Source organism: Kitasatospora sp. NPDC034035 (assembly GCF_055575755.1).
Genome location: NZ_JBVISA010000026.1, coordinates 1 through 18,345, shown reverse-complemented (window position 1 = coordinate 18,345; position 18,345 = coordinate 1). Strand labels below are relative to the sequence as shown.

The following is an 18,345-nucleotide window of genomic DNA, read 5'->3' as shown; positions in this document are numbered from 1 at the left end:
GCACCGCGGTCCCGACCGTACGGCCGGCCCGGACACCGACTCGAGGCAGTACGGGCAGGGCCCCGGCGGAGAGTTCCGCCGGGGCCCTGCCGTTCGTCCGGACGCCGTGGCGCCCGGCTCCGTCAGACGCCGTACTCGTCCAGCGGCGGGCAGGAGCAGACCAGGTTGCGGTCGCCGTACGCGCCGTCGATCCGGCTCACCGGCGGCCAGTACTTGTCCGCCGGGTTCACGCCCGCCGGGAAGACCGCGTCCTGCCGCGAGTAGCCGTGCGCCCAGTCGCCGGCCAGCTCGGCGGCGGTGTGCGGGGCGTTGCGCAGCGGGTTGTCGTCGGCGGCCCACTCGCCCGAGCCGACCTTGTCGATCTCGGCCCGGATCTCGATCATCGCGTCGCAGAACCGGTCGATCTCGTGCAGGTCCTCGGACTCGGTCGGCTCGATCATCAGCGTGCCGGCCACCGGGAAGGACATCGTCGGCGCGTGGAAGCCGTAGTCGATCAGGCGCTTGGCGATGTCGTCCACCGTCACGCCCGTCTCCTTGGTCAGCGGGCGCAGGTCGATGATGCACTCGTGCGCGACCAGCCCGCCCGGGCCGGTGTAGAGCACCGGGAAGTGCGGCGCGAGGCGCTTGGCGATGTAGTTGGCGTTCAGCACCGCGACCTGCGTCGCGCGCTTGAGGCCCTCGCCGCCCATCAGCCGGACGTACGCCCAGGAGATCGGCAGGATCGCCGCCGAGCCCCACGGCGCGGCCGAGATCGGGCCGACACCGGTGGCCGGGCCGGCCTCCGACTGCAGCGGGTGGTTCGGCAGGTACGGCGCCAGGTGGGCGCGCACCGCGACCGGGCCGACGCCCGGGCCGCCACCGCCGTGCGGGATGCAGAAGGTCTTGTGCAGGTTCAGGTGCGAGACGTCCGCGCCGAACTTGCCCGGCTTGGCGAGGCCGACCAGGGCGTTCAGGTTGGCGCCGTCCACGTACACCTGGCCGCCGGCCTCGTGCACCATCGCGCAGATCTCGGTGATCTGGGTCTCGTACACGCCGTGGGTCGACGGGTAGGTGACCATCAGCACCGACAGGTTGTCGCGGTGCTGCTCGATCTTGGCCTTCAGGTCCTCGACGTCCACGTCGCCGTCGACCAGGGTCTTCACCACGACCACGCGCATGCCGGCCATCACCGCGGAGGCCGCGTTGGTGCCGTGCGCGGAGGACGGGATCAGGCAGACGTCGCGCTGGGTGTCGCCGTTGCCGTGGTGGTAGGCGCGGACGGCCAGCAGGCCGGCCAGCTCGCCCTGCGAGCCCGCGTTCGGCTGGATCGACACGGCGTCGTAGCCGGTCACCTCGACCAGTTGCTGCTCCAGCTGGCGGATCAGGGTCAGGTAGCCCTGGGCCTGGTCGATCGGCGCGAAGGGGTGGAGCTGGCCGAACTCCGGCCAGGTCACGGCCTCCATCTCGGTGGTCGCGTTGAGCTTCATGGTGCAGGAGCCCAGCGGGATCATGCCCCGGTCCAGCGCGTAGTCCCGGTCCGACAGGCGGCGCAGGTAGCGCAGCATGGCGGTCTCCGAGCGGTGGCTGTGGAAGACCGGGTGGGTCAGGTACTCGTCGTCGCGCAGGAGCGCGGCCGGCAGCGCCTCGGCGCCCTCGGCCACCTCGACCGCCTCGACGCCGAACGCGGCCCAGACGCCGGCCAGGTGCTCGCGGGTGGTGGTCTCGTCGGCGGAGACGGAGATCCGGTCCGCGCCGTCCTGGTGGACGTTGATGCCGTTGGCGCGGGCGGCGGCGGCGATCTCGGCGGCGCGGCCCGGGACGACGGCGGTGACGGTGTCGAAGAACTCGCCGTGCAGCAGCTCGACGCCGCCGGCCCGCAGGCCCTCGGCGAGGGCGGCGGCGTAGCGGTGGGTGCGGCGGGCGATGTCGGCCAGGCCGTCCGGGCCGTGGTAGACGGCGTACATGGAGGCCATCACGGCGAGCAGCACCTGGGCGGTGCAGATGTTGCTGGTGGCCTTCTCGCGGCGGATGTGCTGCTCGCGGGTCTGCAGCGCGAGGCGGTAGGCGCGGTTGCCGTCGGAGTCGACGGACACGCCGACCAGGCGGCCGGGCAGCGAGCGGGCGTACTCGGCGCGCACCGAGAGGTAGCCGGCGTGCGGGCCGCCGAAGCCCATCGGCACGCCGAAGCGCTGCGAGGTGCCGCAGGCGATGTCGGCGCCCAGCGAGCCGGGGGACTTGAGCAGGGTCAGCGCCAGCAGGTCGGCGGCGACGGCGACGATCGCGCCCAGGCCGTGCGCCTGCTCGATCACCGGGGCGAGGTCGCGGACCACACCGGTGGCGCCCGGGTACTGCAGCAGCACGCCGAAGACACCGCGCTCGGCGATCTCGGCCGGGATGCCCTCGGACAGGTCGGCGACGACGACCTCGACACCGGTCGGCACCGCGCGGGTCTCGATCACCGCGATGGTCTGCGGCAGGGTCTCGGCGTCGACCAGGAACACGCCGCCCTTGACCTTGGTGACGCGGCGGGCCAGTGCCATCGCCTCGGCGGCCGCGGTGCCCTCGTCCAGCAGCGAGGAGCCGGAGGTCGGCAGGCCGGTCAGGTCGGAGACCACGGTCTGGAAGTTGAGCAGCGCCTCCAGGCGGCCCTGCGAGATCTCCGGCTGATACGGGGTGTAGGCGGTGTACCAGGCCGGGTTCTCCATGACGTTGCGCAGGATCACCGGCGGGGTGAAGGTGCCGTAGTAGCCCAGGCCGATCATCGGCTGGAGCACCCGGTTGTGGCCGGCCAGCTCGCGCAGCTCGGCGAGGACCTGGGCCTCGGTCCGGCCGGCGGGCAGGTCCAGGGCGGTGATGGAGCGGATCGCCTCGGGCACGGCGGTGGCGGCGAGCTCGTCCAGCGAGCCGTAGCCGACGGACGCCAGCATCTTCTCCTGCGCGGCGGCGTCGGGGCCGATGTGGCGGTTCTCGAAGGGGCTGGCCAGCTCAAGCTCGGTGAGGGTCGAGGCGCTGGTGGGGCGTCCCGCGTTCGGCTGGGCGTTCATGGTGGTCGAGGCCTCCTGGTCACGGACCGGCGGGGGTACGCGCGCCGACCGGCCTTCCCCGCTGCGGACAGCGAATGAGCCATGGCGGGCGGACCCGACAGGCCTCCCCCTCTGTCATCGGGACCTGAGAGCTTCGCCCGCACGGTGCGCTGTGGGCGCTCCGTCGGCTTGCACCGTCGGTGAGGGTGGTGGTCGCCGGCTTCTGTGCCGAGACTCCTGCCCTGCTTTCCAGAGTGACCTACCCCACACGGTACGGATGCCTGAGAGATTCCGGGGAGGAGTTGCTCCTTCGGCGCCCCGACCAGCGCTTTTCGCGGTCGGAGACTCTCCCGAGCGGGCTCTGCGGTCGCCGCCCAGGGTACCAGCGGGAGGCCGTCGGATCACGGGTGCTTCGGGTCACCCCGGGTCTACGCGCGTCCCCCGGACGGCTCAGCCCGCAGCCCGTCCGGCGCACCCCGGTCGCGCCCGTCCGATTCATGGCATTTGGTGTGAAGTGGCGGACGGCACGGGTACTCCGGCCGACTTCCTGTGGGAGTTCCGCAGGCTCAGCGCACTGGAGGAAAGAGTGCAGACCGACATCGACCCCCGGGACCTCATCGGCCACAAGGCGGTCGACCGCAACGGAGACAAGATCGGCACGGTCGACGAGGTGTACCTGGACGACGCCACCGGCCAGCCCGAGTGGGCCGCCGTCCGGACCGGCATCTTCGGCCGGGACGCCTTCGTCCCGCTCACCACGAGCGAGTTCTCCGGCGACGAGCTCCGGGTGCCGTACGACAAGTCGCTGGTCAAGGAGTCCCCCGACTTCGGCGTGGGCCAGCACCTGTCCCCCTCCCAGGAGCTCCAGCTCTACCGCTACTACGGCCTCGACACCCGAGCGGAGGACCACCCGGGCGGCGAGGACGGCGGCCACGCCGCGCAGTCCGACCTCGACTTCGGCGTCACCCCCGCCGCCGCCGCGGTCGCCGCCAAGCCGCACGCCTTCCACTCCCCCGAGCCCGAGAGCACCAGCGCGACCACCGCCGTAACCGCCATGGAGAGCAACATGCGGACCCTCAGCACCCCTGCTCCCGCCACGGCTTCCCCGGCGCCCATCACGGAACCCAAGCTGCACCCGATGCCGGCGGCGACCACCCACGCACGCGGCTCGGGGGCCGACTCCTCCGCTCCCGGCAACCCGATCGAGATCACCTGCCGCGAGGAGCGTCTGGAGGTCACCACCGAGTGGCACAACGTGGGCACCGCGAAGCTGCGCAAGTACGTGACGACCGAGCAGGTCGAGCGCCGCGTCCCGGTGGTCCGCGAGCGCATCCGGGTCGAGCGGATCCCGGTCGGTGAGGCCGAGCGCGCCGTCCTCACCGAGAAGGAGATCGCCGAAGCCGTCGAGGAAGTCACTCTCCGTGAGGAGCGCCCGGCGGTCCGCAAGTACCTCGCCCCCATCGAGCGCGTCCGCCTGGTCGTCGAGCGCTACACCGACGAGGAAGTGATCCGGGAAGAACTCCGCCGCGAACACGTCGAGGTCCACGACCCCACCACGCCCCAGGACGCCGTCACCCCGACCCCCGACGCCTCCCGCGCCACCGGGATGCGCCCGCTCGTCTGACCCGCGATCCCCAGCAGGGCCCCGACCATCCGAGGTCGGGGCCTTCCCCTTTGCCAAAGCTTAACCGCTCGATATTTGACACTCTGAAGTATCTCCCTGCATGGTTACTTCAGTTCATTCACTATGTACGGGAGGAAGCAACCGTGAGTGAGGCACCCCAGCCCACCATCGCGGCCGAGAAGCAGAGCAGCGCCCGGGTCCTGCCGGCCCTCATCCTGGCGATGCTGTCGTTCAGTGTGGTGCAGACCGCGGTCGTCCCGATCCTGCCCTCGCTGGCCAAGGAACTGAGCGTCTCGGCCTCCAGCGTCACCTGGCTGATGACCGCCAACCTGCTCTCCGCCGCCGTGCTGACTCCCCTCCTGGGCCGCTTCGGCGACCTCCGGGGCCGTAAGCCGATGCTGCTGATCTCGCTGGCGGGCCTGGTCGCCGGTTCGGCACTGGCGGTCAGCACCCACTCCTTCACCTGGCTGGTCGTCGCCCGCGTCCTGCAGGGCGCCGGCGGTGGCGTCATGCCGCTGGCGATCAGCATCGTCCGCGACGAGCTGCCCAAGCAGAAGGTGACCGGCGGCGTCGCCGCCATCAGCGCCTCGATGGGCGTCGGCTCCGGCCTCGGCCTGGTCGCCACCGGTCTCCTGCTGGAGCACTGGAGCTACAAGTCGATCTTCTGGATGGGCCTGGTCTTCGGCCTGATCGCGGTCGCCCTGGTCGCCTTCCGGGTCCCGTCCGACCCGGTCACCGACAAGGAGGGCGGCGCCGACCCGCTCGGCGCGATCACCCTGGCGGGCTGGCTCTCCGCGCTGCTGGTCGCGGTCAGCCAGGGCAACCACTGGGGTTGGACCTCCACCAAGACCCTCGGCCTGTTCGCCGTCGCCGCCGTCGTCGCCCTGGTCTGGGGCATCATCGAGACCAAGGTCGCGCACCCGCTGGTCGACATGAAGATGATGTCCCGTCCGGCCGTGGCCTTCACCAACCTGGCGGGCCTGCTCATCGGCTTCGGCATGTACGGCTCCTTCATGGTCATCAGCAACTTCGCCCAGACCCCGGAGAAGCTGACCCACTACGGCTTCACCGCCACCGTCCTGCACGCCGGTGTCATGCTGCTGCCGTCCGCGATCGGCTCCATGGTGGCCGCCCCGCTCGGCGCGCTGCTGATCGCCCGCCGCGGCCCGCGCATGCCGCTGGTCCTCGGTGGCGTCCTCGGCGCCATCGCGATGGCCTACCTGGCCCTGCGGCACAGCCACGAGGGCGACATCTACACCGCCTCGGCGATCTTCGGCCTCGGCGTCGGCCTCGCGTTCGCCGCGATGCCGGCCTACATCAACGGCGCCGTCCCGGCCGAGCAGAGCGGCATCGCCAACGGCATGAACTCGGTGCTGCGCACCGTCGGTGGCGCGATCGGCACCGCCGTCATGGCCGCCATCCTGACCGGCGACGTCATGAAGCTGCCGCCGCAGATCCCGCTGCTGCTGCCCACCCTGGACGCGTACAAGCACGCGTTCTGGACCGCGGCCGTGGTCTGCATCATCGCCGGTGTCGTCCCGTTCCTGATCCGCACCGTCAAGCCGGCCGCTCCGCTGACCGTCGTCGGCGACTCGGCCCAGCAGGACTCCAGCGACAAGCTGGTGAAGACCGACGCCTGACGAGGCGTCCGGCCCCCGCGCTCAGGGACAGGGCGCGGGGCCCCGGTCTCCGTACGTCGCGAGGGCATCACGAACGCACGGGGTCCGGCACGGTGATGCGGCCCCACCCGGTAATCCCCCACCGGGTGGGGCCGTTTTCGTGTCTCAGTCCCGCTCGGCTGCACCGCCGTCCCGGTCCGGTTCGGTGTCCTCGCCCCGGCGCAGCGGCAGCGGCCGGGTCGGCTCGAGCGCCGGGTCGTCCACCGCGAAGGTCCGCACCCGCCCCGGCTCGCTCCACGGCGTCTCGAACCGCACGGTGACCCTCCCGACGCCGCTGCCCTGCACCCAGCCCGGCCCGAACTCCGCGTGCCGGACGTCCTGTCCGGGCATCCACCGCCGCATCACGACGACCTCCGGCTCCTCCTCGGCCTCCTCGGTCTCGGCCGCCGCCTCCGCGTGTTCCGCCGCCTCCTCGCGCAGGGCCTGCGCGAACAGGTCCTCCTGGGTGTAGTCGGCGAGTTGGGCGACGCCCACGCCGAGCAGCCTGACCCCGCCCGTGATGTCCACCTGCTCGGCCAGCCGGCGCGCGGTCGCGGTGATCACCGCCTCGTCGTCCGTGGGCCCGCCGAGCGTTTCCGAGCGGGTCAGCGTCGAGAAGTCGAACCGCCGGACCTTGAGCACCACCGTCCGCCCCGAGCGCCCGGCCGCCCGCAGCCGCCGCACGCACCGGGCGGCCAGCGCCTCCACCTCGCGCAGCACCCGGTCCCGGTCGGCCAGGTCCACCTCGTAGGTGTCCTCCACCGAGACGGACTTGGCGTCCTGGTCGGCCACCACCGGCCGCTCGTCCAGCCCTATCGACATGTGGTGGATCCCGGCCCCGTGCGCCCGCCCGAGCAGCTGGACCAGCTCCGCCTCGCCCGCCTCCGCGAGGTCGGCCACCGTGCTCAGCCCGGCCCGCCGCAGCACCTGCTCGGTGGCCGGCCCGATCCCGGGCAGCGCCCGTACGGGCATCGGCCCGAGCACCGCCCGTTCCTGCCCGGGTTCGATCAGCACCAGGCCGTCCGGCTTGGCCTGCTCGGAGGCGATCTTGGCCATCAGTTTGGACCCGGCCGCCCCCACCGAGCCGGTCAGCCCGGTGAGCCGCTGGATGTCCGACCGCAGGTCCTCCGCCAGCGCGAGCACCAGCCGCTCGCCGGTGTCGTGGTCCGCCTCGGCCAGCACCGGGCCGTACGGACCGGCCTCCAGGTCCACGAAGGCCTCGTCCAGGCTGAGCGGCTGTACCAGCGGCGACAGTTCCCGCAGCAGGCCCATCACGATCTCGCTGACCTGCCGGTAGGCCTCGAAACGACCCGACAGGAACGCCGCGTTGGGGCAGAGACGACGCGCCTGCGCCATCGGCATCGCCGAGTGCACCCCGAACTTCCGCGCCTCGTACGAGGCCGTGGACACCACCCCGCGACCGCCCAGCCCGCCGACGACCACCGGCTTGCCGCGCAGGCTCGGCTTGGCCGCCTGCTCCACCGCCGCGAAGAAGGCGTCCATGTCGAGGTGGATGATGCTCGGCAGTGATCGCACCCGCAGATCATCGCGTACGGGTCCGACAGTGCGTACGAACCCGGCCGGACGCCCGGCGCGGTCGGACGCCTACGGCTGCTTCTTCGCCGCGTCCGCGAGCGCCTTCGGAATGCCGTCCTCCTGGGGCCCGAGGAACACCGGGTCCGGCCGCAGCCAGGCGTTGACCGCCGCCTTGCCCGCCCCGGCCACCTCCCGCACCCCGCCGTACAGCCAGGTCTCGTCATGCAGCTCCGGCACCCCGACGGCGTACGAGCGGATGCCCGCCGCCTCACACAGCGCCAGCGCCCGCCGGACGTGGAAGTCCTGGCTGACCAGCACGGCCCGGTCCACGCCGAAGATCCGGTGCGCCCGGGTGCAGGAGTCCCAGGTGTCGAAGCCCGCGTAGTCCCGGACCACCCGCTCGGCCGGCACGCCGTGCTCGGTCAGGTACGTGAACATCGCGTCGGGCTCGTCGTACTCGATCCGCCCGTTGTCCCCGGTCACCAGGATCGCCTGCACCTTGCCCTCCCGGTACAGGTCCACCGCCGCGACCAGCCGGTGCTCCAGGTACGGCGAGGGCTTGCCCTGGTCGAGTCCGGCGCCGAAGACCACCGCGACCGGCGCCGAGGGAGCGCTCTCCACCGTTCCCACCCGGTCACCCGCCGAGAGCCACACCCAGGCGCTCGGTGCCAGCGCCAGCGAGCAGAGCACCGTCCCGACCTGGAACACCCTGCGCTGGGTCTTCCGCTGCCCCAGCCGTGTCCGCAGCAGTCCGGCCCTGCGCCGCAGCAGTCCCGCTATACCGGTGCCGACTCCCACAGGCCCTCCCTCGATCGTTTCGCCAGGCAACACGACGAGGCCGCGGGTCCGAACGGTTCCCCGTCCGGGCCCGCGGCCTCGTCGACTCGTTGCTCAGACCGCCCGGTTGCGCCGCTGGGCCAGCTCGTCGGCCGGGTCCTGCCCGACCAGGGTCTCGCCGGTGTCCGTACGCTCCGCGTGCAGCCGCCCGAGGGTGCGCTCCAGCTCCTGCCAGACCGCTCCCACCGCGATGCCGAAGACCCCCTGACCGCCCTTCAGCAGATCCACCACCTGCTGCGGCGTGGTGCACTCGTACACCGTCGCGCCGTCGCACATCAGCGTCATCCCGGCGAGGTCGGCCTGCTCGGCGGCCTGCAGATGGGCGACGGCCACCCGGATGTTCTGCAGCGAGACCCCCGCGTCGAGCAGCCGCTTCACGATCTTGAGCAGCAGGACGTCGCGGAAGCTGTAGAGCCGCTGACTGGCCGCCGGGTACACCGTCCGGACGCTGGGCTCCAGCAACCCGGTGCGGGCCCAGTAGTCCAGCTGACGGTAGGTGATGCCGGCCGCCGCACAGGCCGTCGGGCCGCGGAAGCCGATCAGTTCGGACGTCGGGGCCAGCCGCTCGATGGCCGGCTGCCCCGGCTGCACGGCCGGGAACCTGCCCACCCGGGCCATGTCCGTGACGGTACGAGCGGTGCGCGGCACGTGCACGGCGCACAGGCCTCCCAGGGCCGCGTCATCGCCGGTGCTGCTCATGCCTGCCTCCGTCCACTTGTGCTGCGGGCAACCCGACTGCGGGCATCGGGCACCCGGACAGCCACTCCTGACGGTAGGCAGTCCCCTATGACCCGTCAACGATCGCCACGCCGGGTCAGACAATCCACGTCACTCAGGAGAGTGGTTTTTCGTGCCCCTAGTGTGGGTAGGTCGACGAATTTTGGCAAAACGCTGAGCCGAATGCTCGCAGAACCGCTACTGCGGGCCGCCGCCGCCGAAGTCCTCGGGCGACACCTGGTCGAGGAACTCCCGGAACTTCTCGACCTCGTCCTCCTGCTCGTCCGGGATCGCGATGCCCGCCTCGGCGAGCACCTCCTCGCTCCCGTAGATCGGCGTACCGGTCCGCAGCGCCAGCGCTATCGCGTCGGACGGCCGGGCGCTCACCTCGACCCCACCGGCGAACACCAGCTCGGCGTAGAACACGCCCTCCCGCAGATCGGTGATCCGCACCTCGGTGAGCTGCTGGCCGAGCGCCTCCAGGACGTCCTTGAAGAGGTCGTGCGTCAGCGGGCGCACCGGCGTCATGCCCTGCTGGGCGAAGGCGATCGCAGTCGCCTCGCCGGGGCCGATCCAGATCGGCAGGTAGCGATCTCCCCCGACCTCCCGCAGCAGCACGATCGGCTGGTTGGAAGGCATCTCCACTCGGACACCCACGACGTCGAGCTCATTCACACAGGCAACCCTATGGCTCCGGTCCCGGATATGAAAGCGCAGAGCCGACGCCGCTGGTCAGCGCGGTGCCCCCGGCATGCGGAGGCCGCCCGGGAGGCTACCCGCGGGTCCGTAGACCGGCCTGGACCATTGCCGCGTGCAGTCGTACGGACAGCGTCGCGAGCTCCCGCGCGGTGGCCTCGGCATGGGCCCTGGTCTGCGGGTTCCGGTGCCGGCGCAGCGGCGCCACCACCTGCTCCACCAGTGTGATCTCGCGGTCGGCCGCCGCCTTCATGGCTCTCAGGTGCCGCGGCTCGAGGCCGTACCGGCCGAGCTCCGCGACCAGCCGGGCCACCTGCAGGGCCTCGCCGTCGTACCCGCCGTCCGGGCCGGGCGCGACCAGCCCGTACGACTCCCACTCGGCCAGCTCCCGCTCCCCGGCCTCGGCCGCGGCGAGCAGTTCGGCACGCCCCAGCCGGACCCCGGACGGGACGTCGGCGGAGGCCACCAGCTCGCGGTCCGCCTCCTCCATCGGCCCGGGCCGGGTGTCGGCCGAGGAGGGCAGCGCCGGCGGGCTCTCGCCGCGCTCGATGGCGTCCAGGTGTTCGCGGATCACCCGCAGCGGCAGGTAGTGGTCCCGCTGCATCCGCAGGACGTAGGCCAGCCGCTCGACGTCGGCCGGGCTGAACTTGCGGTACCCCGAGGGCGTGCGCTGCGGCTCGACCAGTCCCTCCGCCTCCAGGAAGCGGATCTTGGAGATGGTGACCTCGGGGAAGTCGTCGCGCAGGAAGGTCAGCACCGCGCCGATGCTCAGCAGTTCGTCACCGCCGCGCCGCCGCCCGGCGGGCCGCTCCGCACGGACCGGTTGCCTGGGGCCCGCGACCACCCCGCGCCCGCCGCGGTCCGCCTGCGGACCGGACGGGACTGGGGTGGCCGCCCCGAGAGAAGAGGAAGGGGTATTCGTATTCACTCGGGCTCCTGCCGACGTTGGTTTCAGTACCCCCGGTTGTGGCCGGCGAAGAACACCAGCCGGTACTTCCCGATCTGGACCTCGTCGCCGTTGTTCAGCGACACCTCGTCGATCCGCTCCCGGTTCACGTAGGTGCCGTTGAGGCTGCCCACGTCCGCGACGCTGAAGCCGGCCGGGGTGCGGCGGAACTCCACGTGCCGGCGCGAGACCGTGACGTCGTCCAGGAAGATGTCACCCTGCGGGTGACGCCCCGCCGTGGTGACGTCCGAGTCCAGCAGGAAGCGGCTGCCCGAGTTCGGACCGCGCTGCACGATCAGCAGGGCCGAGCCCGGCGGCAGCGCGTCGATCGCCGACAGCACCTCGGCCGACAGGGCCGGCGTGGCACCGGTGCCGGTCGTGGTTGTGGGGTCGTACGACTCCAGGCCGGAGATGGAGATGGTCGACGTGGTCTCCGCCGCCCCCTCCGGCAGCAGGCCGCCGCGCAGCGCCGCACCGCAGTTGGAGCAGAACCGGGCCGCGGCCGGGTTCTGGTTGCCGCACCTGGGGCACGGAGAGGGGCCAGCCATGTTCACAGCCTCCTGGCGCGGCACACCCGACGGGTTGTGCCCGGCGTACGGGTCCGGAGCAAACCCTCCACCAGAGGTTGAGGGTCCCGACGGGAAACCTATGCGCGGGTCGCCGGAGGGGTCAACCGACGCGCCGTAGCCCGCCGGATTCCCCGCGTACTGGGCGCCGCCGTCCCGGAACAGCTGCTGTCCGGCGTACGGGGCGGCCTCGGGGGCGGGTCGCATGCCCGGCACGGCGGGCTCGTCCTCAGGCCGACGGTGCCGCGCGGTCGGCGCCTCCACGGCGGCCGCGTCACGGCCCTTGTTGCGACCGAACAACTTCGAGAAGAAACTCACGGGCGAATCCCCTTGCGTGTGACAGACCCGCCCGCGGGGCAGGGTGAGAACCTCGGACAGGCCGCGAGCCCGGTTGCGGCTCGGGCCCGCTGGAGCGGTACTCCGACAGTTGATGCTGCGGTTGTTGTTCCGGAGCGAACTGGTGCGAACCAGTCTCGCCCACGTGACGGCGGCTCCCCGCACCGGGTGCCGCCGGCCCGTGACGGGCCGTTCGTCGGGCGCCTCGTCACTTCGAAGCCGGCTTGGCGTACTGCGGCGTCTTCAGATCCACGAGGGCGTCCACGACCACCTTCTGCTGCTGGGTGATCGTCGCCCGCGCCTGGTGGCTCTCCAACGTGCGGACGACACCACCCGGGATGTTCAGCGCGGGCGTCAGGTCCTGCGGGTTCCCCACGACGGTGAACCGATAGGGCTGCGAGACCTTCTTCCCGTCGATCTGCACCCCACCGCCCGACAGGTCGGTGAAGTAGGTGTTGACCACCACGCGCACATCGTTGATCTGAATCGCCTCCGCCCCCGCCGCTCGAAGTTCCTGCAGGGTGTCCAGCAGCATATCTGCCTTCACCTGCCCTTGGGGGTCATCGACCGTGAGGACGATGCCCGGACCAGTGGCCTTGACGGTACCGGCGAGCACGCCGAGTTCCGTCACCTTCTTCCTGGTCTGCTCCTGGGCCTCCTTGGCCTGGTTGGAGCTGTTCTCCAACTTCGCCAGGGACTGCTCCAGCTCCGCCTTCTCCTGTTGGAGACGCTGCTGACGGCTGTCCAGTTCGTCGAGGATCCGAACCAGGTCCTCCTGGCGGGCCCCGCGCAGCTGGCTGTGGTGGTCGTTGGTCGACCGCACCTGGATCGCCAGCCCCAAGCCGAGCGAGAACAGCAGCAGCGCCACCACCAACTGCCCGCGCGACAGCCGCGGCGGCCACAGCGCCGCCTGCAGACGCCGCCGTCCGGCGTTGCGGTCCACGGCGGGCGCCTGCTCGACGGCCTCCGCTGCGACCGGCTCGGGCTCGGGCTCCGGCACGGGCCCTGCGCCGGAGCCCGACTCGACGGGCTCGGGCTTGGCCGCTGCCTCGGGCTCCGGCTCCGGTTCGAGCCGGACCGCCTTCACCAGCCGGAGCGTCGGCTCCGGGGTCGAGTCGGCCTCAAGCTCAGCCTTAGCGTCAGACTTGTCCTCGGCCGCATCCTCGGCCGCGTCCTCGGCCGCGTTCTCCACGGCGCTCTCGCCGGGCTCGGCTTCCGGAGCCGGGACGGCCGCTCCGGCCTCCTCTGCGGCCCCGTCCGGATCCGCAGAGCCGTCCGGCCCGGACTCCCGGTCCGTCTCCGGCTCGGGCGCCTCGACGGCCTCCTCGACCGTCTCCTCAACCGTCCTCCCGACGGTCCTCGGCTCCCGCTTCTCCGCCGCCTCCTCGCGGCCCGACTCAGGCACGGAAGACATGGCGCCGGATCGCGGCCGCGTTGGAGAAGATGCGGATGCCGAGGACGACGACCACACCCGTGGACAGCTGCGAGCCGACGCCCAGCTGGTCGCCCAGGAACACGATCAGCGCCGCGACCACCACGTTCGACAGGAACGAGACGATGAACACCTTGTCGTTGAAGATCCCGTCGAGCATCGCCCGGACACCGCCGAAGACCGCGTCCAGGGCCGCGACCACCGCGATCGGCAGGTAGGGCACGACGGCGTCCGGCACCTCGGGTTGGACGAAGAGGCCGACGACCACTCCGATCACAAGACCCAGTACGGCAATCACGGTCTGGCTGCTCCTGTCCCTGTCGTGGTCTTCGCGGATCCGGTCGACGGATGCCGCTTCGGGGTCGCACCACCGCTGGTCGCCGATGGTGAAGCGGTTGGTAAGGCCGATGGTGAGACGGACGCGCCCGGGCTCTCCCAGGTTCCGGGGCCGGCGGAGCGCGTTCCGCTCGGCGTGGCCGTGGCCGACGGCGTCGCCGTCGCCGTGGGCTCGGGCGTGACCGGCTGCGCGGTCCGCAGCGTCACCCCCACCGCCGCCGGCAGCGTCAGGCTCTTCTGCGTGGAGAGCGTCGACTTGATGCCGTACTTCTCCTGGAGCAGCCGCAGGTACTGCCCGGCCATGTCGTTCTCGAAGGCGGTGAGGAGCTTCGGCCCGTCCCCGATCGCCTGGATGTTGTACGGCGGCACCAGCGGCCGGTTGTCCACCAGCACCGCCTCGCCCGCAGCCCGGATCGCGGAGAGCGCGGTCAGCCGCTGGCCGTTGATCGCCACGGCCTCGGCCCCGGCCCCCCAGAGGCCGTTCACCACCAGTTGCAGGTCGCGGTCCCGAAGCCGGCCACTGTTGGAGAAGCCCTGTCCCGCCCGCGGGTCGACGTTGCCGCCCAGGCCCGTCCCCGCGGCGTCCTCCAGGACCACCTTCACGCCCGGCCCGGTGACCTCACCCAGGCCCACCGCTCCGGTCAGAGCACCCGCGTCGCCGTCCCCCGAGGGGAGCGCCTGCTGCTGGGTGCTGTCGACCTTGCGCCGCAGCTCCTGCACCTGCTTCTGCAGCTGGTCGGCCGAGGTGTTGCTGTCGTTGATCCGCTGGATCAGCGCGTCCCGCTCCTTGGCCAGCGTCGGCTCGGCCTCGTGCGCGTTCACCGCGCCGACCGTCACCACCGCTCCGACCAGCGCCAGCCCGGCGGCCAGCGTGAGCAGCCCCTGGAGCGTTCCGGGTATCCGGCTGTCGCGGGCACCGCCGCGTGCCGCGGCCGCCTCGGCGTAGCCCTCGTCCAGGCTGTGGTCCATCACATTGGTCAGCAGGGACATCGAGGCGTCCGGGCGGTTGTACCGCCCGTTCGGGGCACTCGGTGTCGGCGTCGCTGGCATGGAAACCATCGTCCCATGGCGGCGAGGGGGCCTTGTGCACGGCCCCTGAGCTGCACACACGCTGCACACAAGACGGAAGTGGCGGACCATTCCGAATGATGTGAAAACGGACAGCGGGGCGCACGAACCATGCCGTGCGCCCCGCCGATCGGGCCGTCTCGTCCTCAGCTCCGGGCCGTCACCGCCCGGCGCCCTCGACCACCGCCGCCCATTCGTCCAGCAGCGCCTCGGTGGCCTCGTCGTCCGGGCCCTCCGCCCACAGGTGGGTGACCGCCTCGGCCGGGTCCGGCAGCACCAGCGTCCAGCGCCCGTCCGCCTCCACGACCCGGACACCGTCGGTGGTGTCCAGCCGCCGGCTGCCGGCCGCCTCCACCACCGAGCGCATCACCATGCCCTTGGCCGCCCACGGCGTCGCGATGTCCCGGCGCCGGATGTGCGCCTGCGGGATCCGCGCGTCGATCTGGCTCAGCGTGAGCTGGGTCCGCGCCACCAGGCCGACCAGCCGGACGAAGGCCGCGGCCCCGTCCAGCACCCCGCTGAACTCGGGCACCACGAAGCCGCCGCGCCCGTCCCCGCCGAACACCGTGCCCTCGGCGGAGGCCGCCTTCGCGAGGTCGTCCGGCGTCGTCGTGGTCCAGATGACCTGGGTGCCGTGGTACGCGGCGACCTGCTCGGCGATCCGGGTCGTGGTCACCGGCAGCGCCACCTGCCCACTGCGCCGCTCGGCCGCCACCAGGTCCAACAGCACCAGCAGCGCCCGGTCGTCGTCGATCACCCGGCCCAGCTCGTCCACGAACGCGACGCGCTCACCGACCGGGTCGAAGCGGACACCGAAGGCCGCCCGCGAGGATGCCACCAGCTCGCCGAGCCTGGCGAGCCCGGCCCTTCGCGTTTCCGCGTCCTCGGTCGGCCGCGCCTCGTCGAGCCCGCTGGAGACGGTGAGCGCCTCCACGCCGAGCCGGCCGAGGATGCTCGGCAGAACCAGACCCGCACTGCCGTGCGCGGTGTCCACCACCACCTTCAGCCCGGCCTCCCGGACCCCGGTGGTGTCCACCGCCCGCAGCAGGTTGCCCGCGTAGGCGTCGAAGACGCTGGACGGGAAGGTCAGGTCCCCGATCTCGCCCGGGAAGGCCCGCCGGTACTCCTGCCGCGCGTAGACGCGGTCGAGCTTGCGCTGCCCGGCCTGTGAGAGGTCCGCCCCGCGCTCGTCGAAGAAGAGGATGTCCAGTGAGTCGGGTACTCCCGGTGTGGTCCGCAGGAAGATCCCGCCCGCACTCCCCCGCGCCGTGTGCTGCCGGGCCACCGGCATCGGCACGTTCTCGAGGTCGCGGACGTCGATCGCCGAGGTCTGCAGCGCCGAAATCATCGCCCGTTTGAGCGCACGCGCACCACGCGAGTGGTCACGCGCAATGGTGACGGTGGCCCCCTTCTTCAGCGTCGTCGCGTAGGCCCCGGCCAGCCGCACGGCCAGCTCCGGGGTGATCTCGACGTTCAGGATCCCCGAGACGCCGCGGAGACCGAAGAGGTGTTCCTGGCCGCGCGACTCCCAGATCACCGAGGTGTTGACGACGGCGCCGGCCTCGATGGTCTTGAACGGGTACACCCGGACGTTCGCCCCGATGATCGACTCTTCGCCGACCAGGCACTCGTCCCCGATCACCGCCCCGTCCTCGATCCGGGCGGCCCGCATCACATCGGTGTTCTTACCGACCACACAGCCCCGCAGATTGCTCTGCGGCCCGACGTACACGTTGTCGTGCACCACGGCCTTGTGCAGGAACGCGCCGCGCTTGACGACCACGTTGCTGCCCAGCACAGTGTGTTCGCGGATCTCGACGCCGGCCTCGACCTTGGCGTAGTCCCCGATGTACAGCGGCCCGCGGAGCACCGCCTCGGGGTCAACCTCGGCCCCTTCGGCGACCCAGACGCCGGGCGAGATCTCGAACCCGTCCAGCTCGACCTCGACCTTGCCCTCCAGGACGTCGGCCTGGGCCTTGCCGTAGCTCTCGTGGGTGCCCACGTCCTCCCAGTAGCCCTCGGCGATGTAGCCGTAGACCCGCTTGCCCTCCTTCAACAGCTGCGGGAAGACGTCGCTCGACCAGTCGACGGACTCACCCGCCGCGACGTAGTCGAAGACCTCGGGTTCCATCACGTAGATACCGGTGTTCACCGTGTCGGAGAAGACCTGCCCCCAGGTCGGCTTCTCCAGGAACCGCTCGACCCGTCCCTCGTCGTCCGTGATCGTGATGCCGAACTCCAGTGGATTCGGCACCCTGGTGAGACAGACGGTGACCAGAGCGTCCTTGCTGCGGTGAAAGTCGATCAATTCAGAGAGATTGAAGTCGGTCAGCGCGTCACCGGAGATCACCAGAAAGGAGTCGTCCTTGAGCGCGTCTTCGGCGTTCTTGACACTCCCCGCAGTGCCCAGTGGTGTCTCCTCGTGGGCATAGGTCAGGTGCATGCCCAGCTCCTCGCCGTCACCGAAGTAGTTCTTGACCAGTGACGCCAGGAACTGCACGGTGACGACGGTGTCAAGGAGACCGTGCCGCTTCAGCAGCCGAAGCACGTGCTCCATGATCGGCCTATTGGCGACCGGAAGCAGCGGCTTCGGCATGCTGGAGGTCATCGGGCGGAGTCGAGTGCCCTCGCCCCCTGCCATTACAACGGCTTTCATTACGGGTGCGTCCTCCTTCGCGGTGGTGGACCAGCAGGTCCATCAAACCGTTCCAGAGGGTTCTCTACCCGGAAGGTATCGTCCGACGCACCGATGGAGCGTGGGGCTTCTCTCAGATCACGTCTCAGACTGCGGACGCCGGGCCCGCCGGGCGGCCCTTGACGATCTGCCGCGCCTGAACCGCGTAAAGAATGGCGGCCCACCAGTACAGCGTGGCGCCCCACCAGATGAAGGCCCAGCTCACCACCTCGGCCGGCCGCGCGATCCAACTGTCCACACTGCCGAGCAGCAGAAGCGGAAACGCGTACATCAGGTTGAAGGTCGCGGCCTTCCCCAGAAAACTCACCTGCAGCGGCCCGTACCCGTGCTTGTTCAAAATGGGCAGCAGAGCGGCGATAAACACCTCCCGGGCCAGCAGAATCGCCGTCAGCCACCAGGGCAGAATCTCACGCCAGGTCAATCCGACCAGCGTGGACAGCACATAGAGCCGGTCGGCCAGCGGATCCAGCAGCTGCCCCACCCGGCTGATCTGCCCCCACCGCCTGGCGAGCTTTCCGTCCAGGTAGTCGCTGATACCGCTCAGCGCCAGGATCAGCAAAGCCCAGCCGTCGTTGTTGGGCCCATCGAAGACCGGCCACAGAATGAGCCAGAGGAAAAGCGGAACGCCGACCAGCCGGCCCATGCTCAGCAGGTTGGGGATGGTGAGGACGCGATCGGTCTGGACCCGCGTCTCCTGGACCTCCACCCGGGGGCCTCCTGTCCCTTGTCACGACAATGCACGTTGACCCTACAACAGAGAAGCCCCCGTCCGGTTCACCCGGCGGGGGCTTCTCTCGAAGAATTGTTCGGCGGCGTCCTACTCTCCCACAGGGTCCCCCCTGCAGTACCATCGGCGCTGTAAGGCTTAGCTTCCGGGTTCGGAATGTAACCGGGCG

14 protein-coding genes, 1 rRNA gene and 2 riboswitches are annotated in these 18,345 nt (G+C 71.1%); of the genes, 2 read left to right on the top strand and 13 right to left on the bottom strand.

Annotated features, from left to right (window positions below; translation table 11 throughout):
* Positions 1 to 122: 122 nt before the first annotated feature.
* Positions 123 to 3,023, bottom strand: coding sequence for an aminomethyl-transferring glycine dehydrogenase (gene gcvP / locus ACZ52J_RS30270; RefSeq protein WP_360508228.1), 2,901 nt, complete (start codon positions 3,021 to 3,023; stop codon positions 123 to 125).
* 104 nt (positions 3,024 to 3,127) lie between these two features.
* Positions 3,128 to 3,260, bottom strand: a riboswitch (glycine riboswitch).
* Position 3,261: 1 nt separating this feature from the next.
* Positions 3,262 to 3,365, bottom strand: a riboswitch (glycine riboswitch).
* Between the two features lie 151 nt (positions 3,366 to 3,516).
* Between gcvP and ACZ52J_RS30265 the strand changes: the two genes are divergently transcribed.
* The gene (locus tag ACZ52J_RS30265; protein ID WP_465623267.1) at positions 3,517 to 4,626 is read left to right on the top strand and encodes a PRC and DUF2382 domain-containing protein; all 1,110 of its coding nucleotides are present in this window, start codon (positions 3,517 to 3,519) and stop codon (positions 4,624 to 4,626) included.
* 143 nt (positions 4,627 to 4,769) lie between these two features.
* On the top strand, positions 4,770 to 6,266 hold the full coding sequence (locus ACZ52J_RS30260) for an MFS transporter (protein ID WP_465623266.1): 1,497 nt from the start codon (positions 4,770 to 4,772) through the stop codon (positions 6,264 to 6,266).
* A 144-nt stretch (positions 6,267 to 6,410) separates the two neighbouring features.
* On the opposite strand, the gene ACZ52J_RS30255 is transcribed toward ACZ52J_RS30260, so the two are convergent.
* The 12 genes from ACZ52J_RS30255 to rrf form a co-directional block, all read right to left on the bottom strand.
* Complete coding sequence (locus tag ACZ52J_RS30255) at positions 6,411 to 7,820, bottom strand: DNA polymerase IV (protein ID WP_465623264.1); 1,410 nt, start codon at positions 7,818 to 7,820, stop codon at positions 6,411 to 6,413.
* Between the two features lie 69 nt (positions 7,821 to 7,889).
* Positions 7,890 to 8,618, bottom strand: coding sequence for a SanA/YdcF family protein (locus ACZ52J_RS30250; protein WP_465623263.1), 729 nt, complete (start codon positions 8,616 to 8,618; stop codon positions 7,890 to 7,892).
* 93 nt (positions 8,619 to 8,711) lie between these two features.
* Complete coding sequence (locus ACZ52J_RS30245; protein ID WP_465623261.1) at positions 8,712 to 9,356, bottom strand: MerR family transcriptional regulator; 645 nt, start codon at positions 9,354 to 9,356, stop codon at positions 8,712 to 8,714.
* 216 nt (positions 9,357 to 9,572) lie between these two features.
* Positions 9,573 to 10,049, bottom strand: coding sequence for a bifunctional nuclease family protein (locus ACZ52J_RS30240; protein WP_030062493.1), 477 nt, complete (start codon positions 10,047 to 10,049; stop codon positions 9,573 to 9,575).
* A gap of 97 nt (positions 10,050 to 10,146) precedes the next feature.
* Positions 10,147 to 10,842, bottom strand: coding sequence for a transcriptional regulator FtsR (ftsR, locus tag ACZ52J_RS30235; protein WP_360508278.1), 696 nt, complete (start codon positions 10,840 to 10,842; stop codon positions 10,147 to 10,149).
* Positions 10,843 to 11,021: 179 nt separating this feature from the next.
* Positions 11,022 to 11,900, bottom strand: a complete 879-nt coding sequence (locus ACZ52J_RS30230) for an FHA domain-containing protein (RefSeq protein ID WP_465623260.1) — start codon at positions 11,898 to 11,900, stop codon at positions 11,022 to 11,024.
* A gap of 226 nt (positions 11,901 to 12,126) precedes the next feature.
* Positions 12,127 to 13,323, bottom strand: a complete 1,197-nt coding sequence (locus ACZ52J_RS30225) for a DUF881 domain-containing protein (RefSeq protein ID WP_465623258.1) — start codon at positions 13,321 to 13,323, stop codon at positions 12,127 to 12,129.
* A complete protein-coding gene (locus ACZ52J_RS30220) occupies positions 13,316 to 13,648 on the bottom strand; it encodes a small basic family protein (RefSeq protein WP_030062488.1) in 333 nt (110 codons plus the stop codon). Before ACZ52J_RS30220 ends, ACZ52J_RS30225 begins: the two co-directional genes overlap by 8 nt.
* Positions 13,645 to 14,736 carry a DUF881 domain-containing protein gene (locus ACZ52J_RS30215; protein ID WP_465623257.1) on the bottom strand — a complete coding sequence of 364 codons (1,092 nt, stop codon included), beginning with the start codon at positions 14,734 to 14,736 and terminating at the stop codon, positions 13,645 to 13,647. Before ACZ52J_RS30215 ends, ACZ52J_RS30220 begins: the two co-directional genes overlap by 4 nt.
* 178 nt (positions 14,737 to 14,914) lie before the next feature.
* The gene (locus ACZ52J_RS30210; RefSeq protein WP_465623255.1) at positions 14,915 to 17,410 is read right to left on the bottom strand and encodes a sugar phosphate nucleotidyltransferase; all 2,496 of its coding nucleotides are present in this window, start codon (positions 17,408 to 17,410) and stop codon (positions 14,915 to 14,917) included.
* A gap of 124 nt (positions 17,411 to 17,534) precedes the next feature.
* The gene (locus ACZ52J_RS30205) at positions 17,535 to 18,155 is read right to left on the bottom strand and encodes a CDP-alcohol phosphatidyltransferase family protein (protein WP_360508202.1); all 621 of its coding nucleotides are present in this window, start codon (positions 18,153 to 18,155) and stop codon (positions 17,535 to 17,537) included.
* Positions 18,156 to 18,253: 98 nt separating this feature from the next.
* Positions 18,254 to 18,345: ribosomal RNA gene (rrf, locus tag ACZ52J_RS30200) — 5S ribosomal RNA — on the bottom strand; the annotation flags it as partial.

Coding starts and splice junctions, on each gene's coding strand:
- ACZ52J_RS30215 (WP_465623257.1), bottom strand. CDS start 14,736: ATGCCAGCGACGCCGACACCGAGTGCCCCGAACGGGCGGTACAACCGC.
- ACZ52J_RS30245 (WP_465623261.1), bottom strand. CDS start 9,356: ATGAGCAGCACCGGCGATGACGCGGCCCTGGGAGGCCTGTGCGCCGTG.
- ACZ52J_RS30210 (WP_465623255.1), bottom strand. CDS start 17,410: ATGAAAGCCGTTGTAATGGCAGGGGGCGAGGGCACTCGACTCCGCCCG.
- gcvP (WP_360508228.1), bottom strand. CDS start 3,023: ATGAACGCCCAGCCGAACGCGGGACGCCCCACCAGCGCCTCGACCCTC.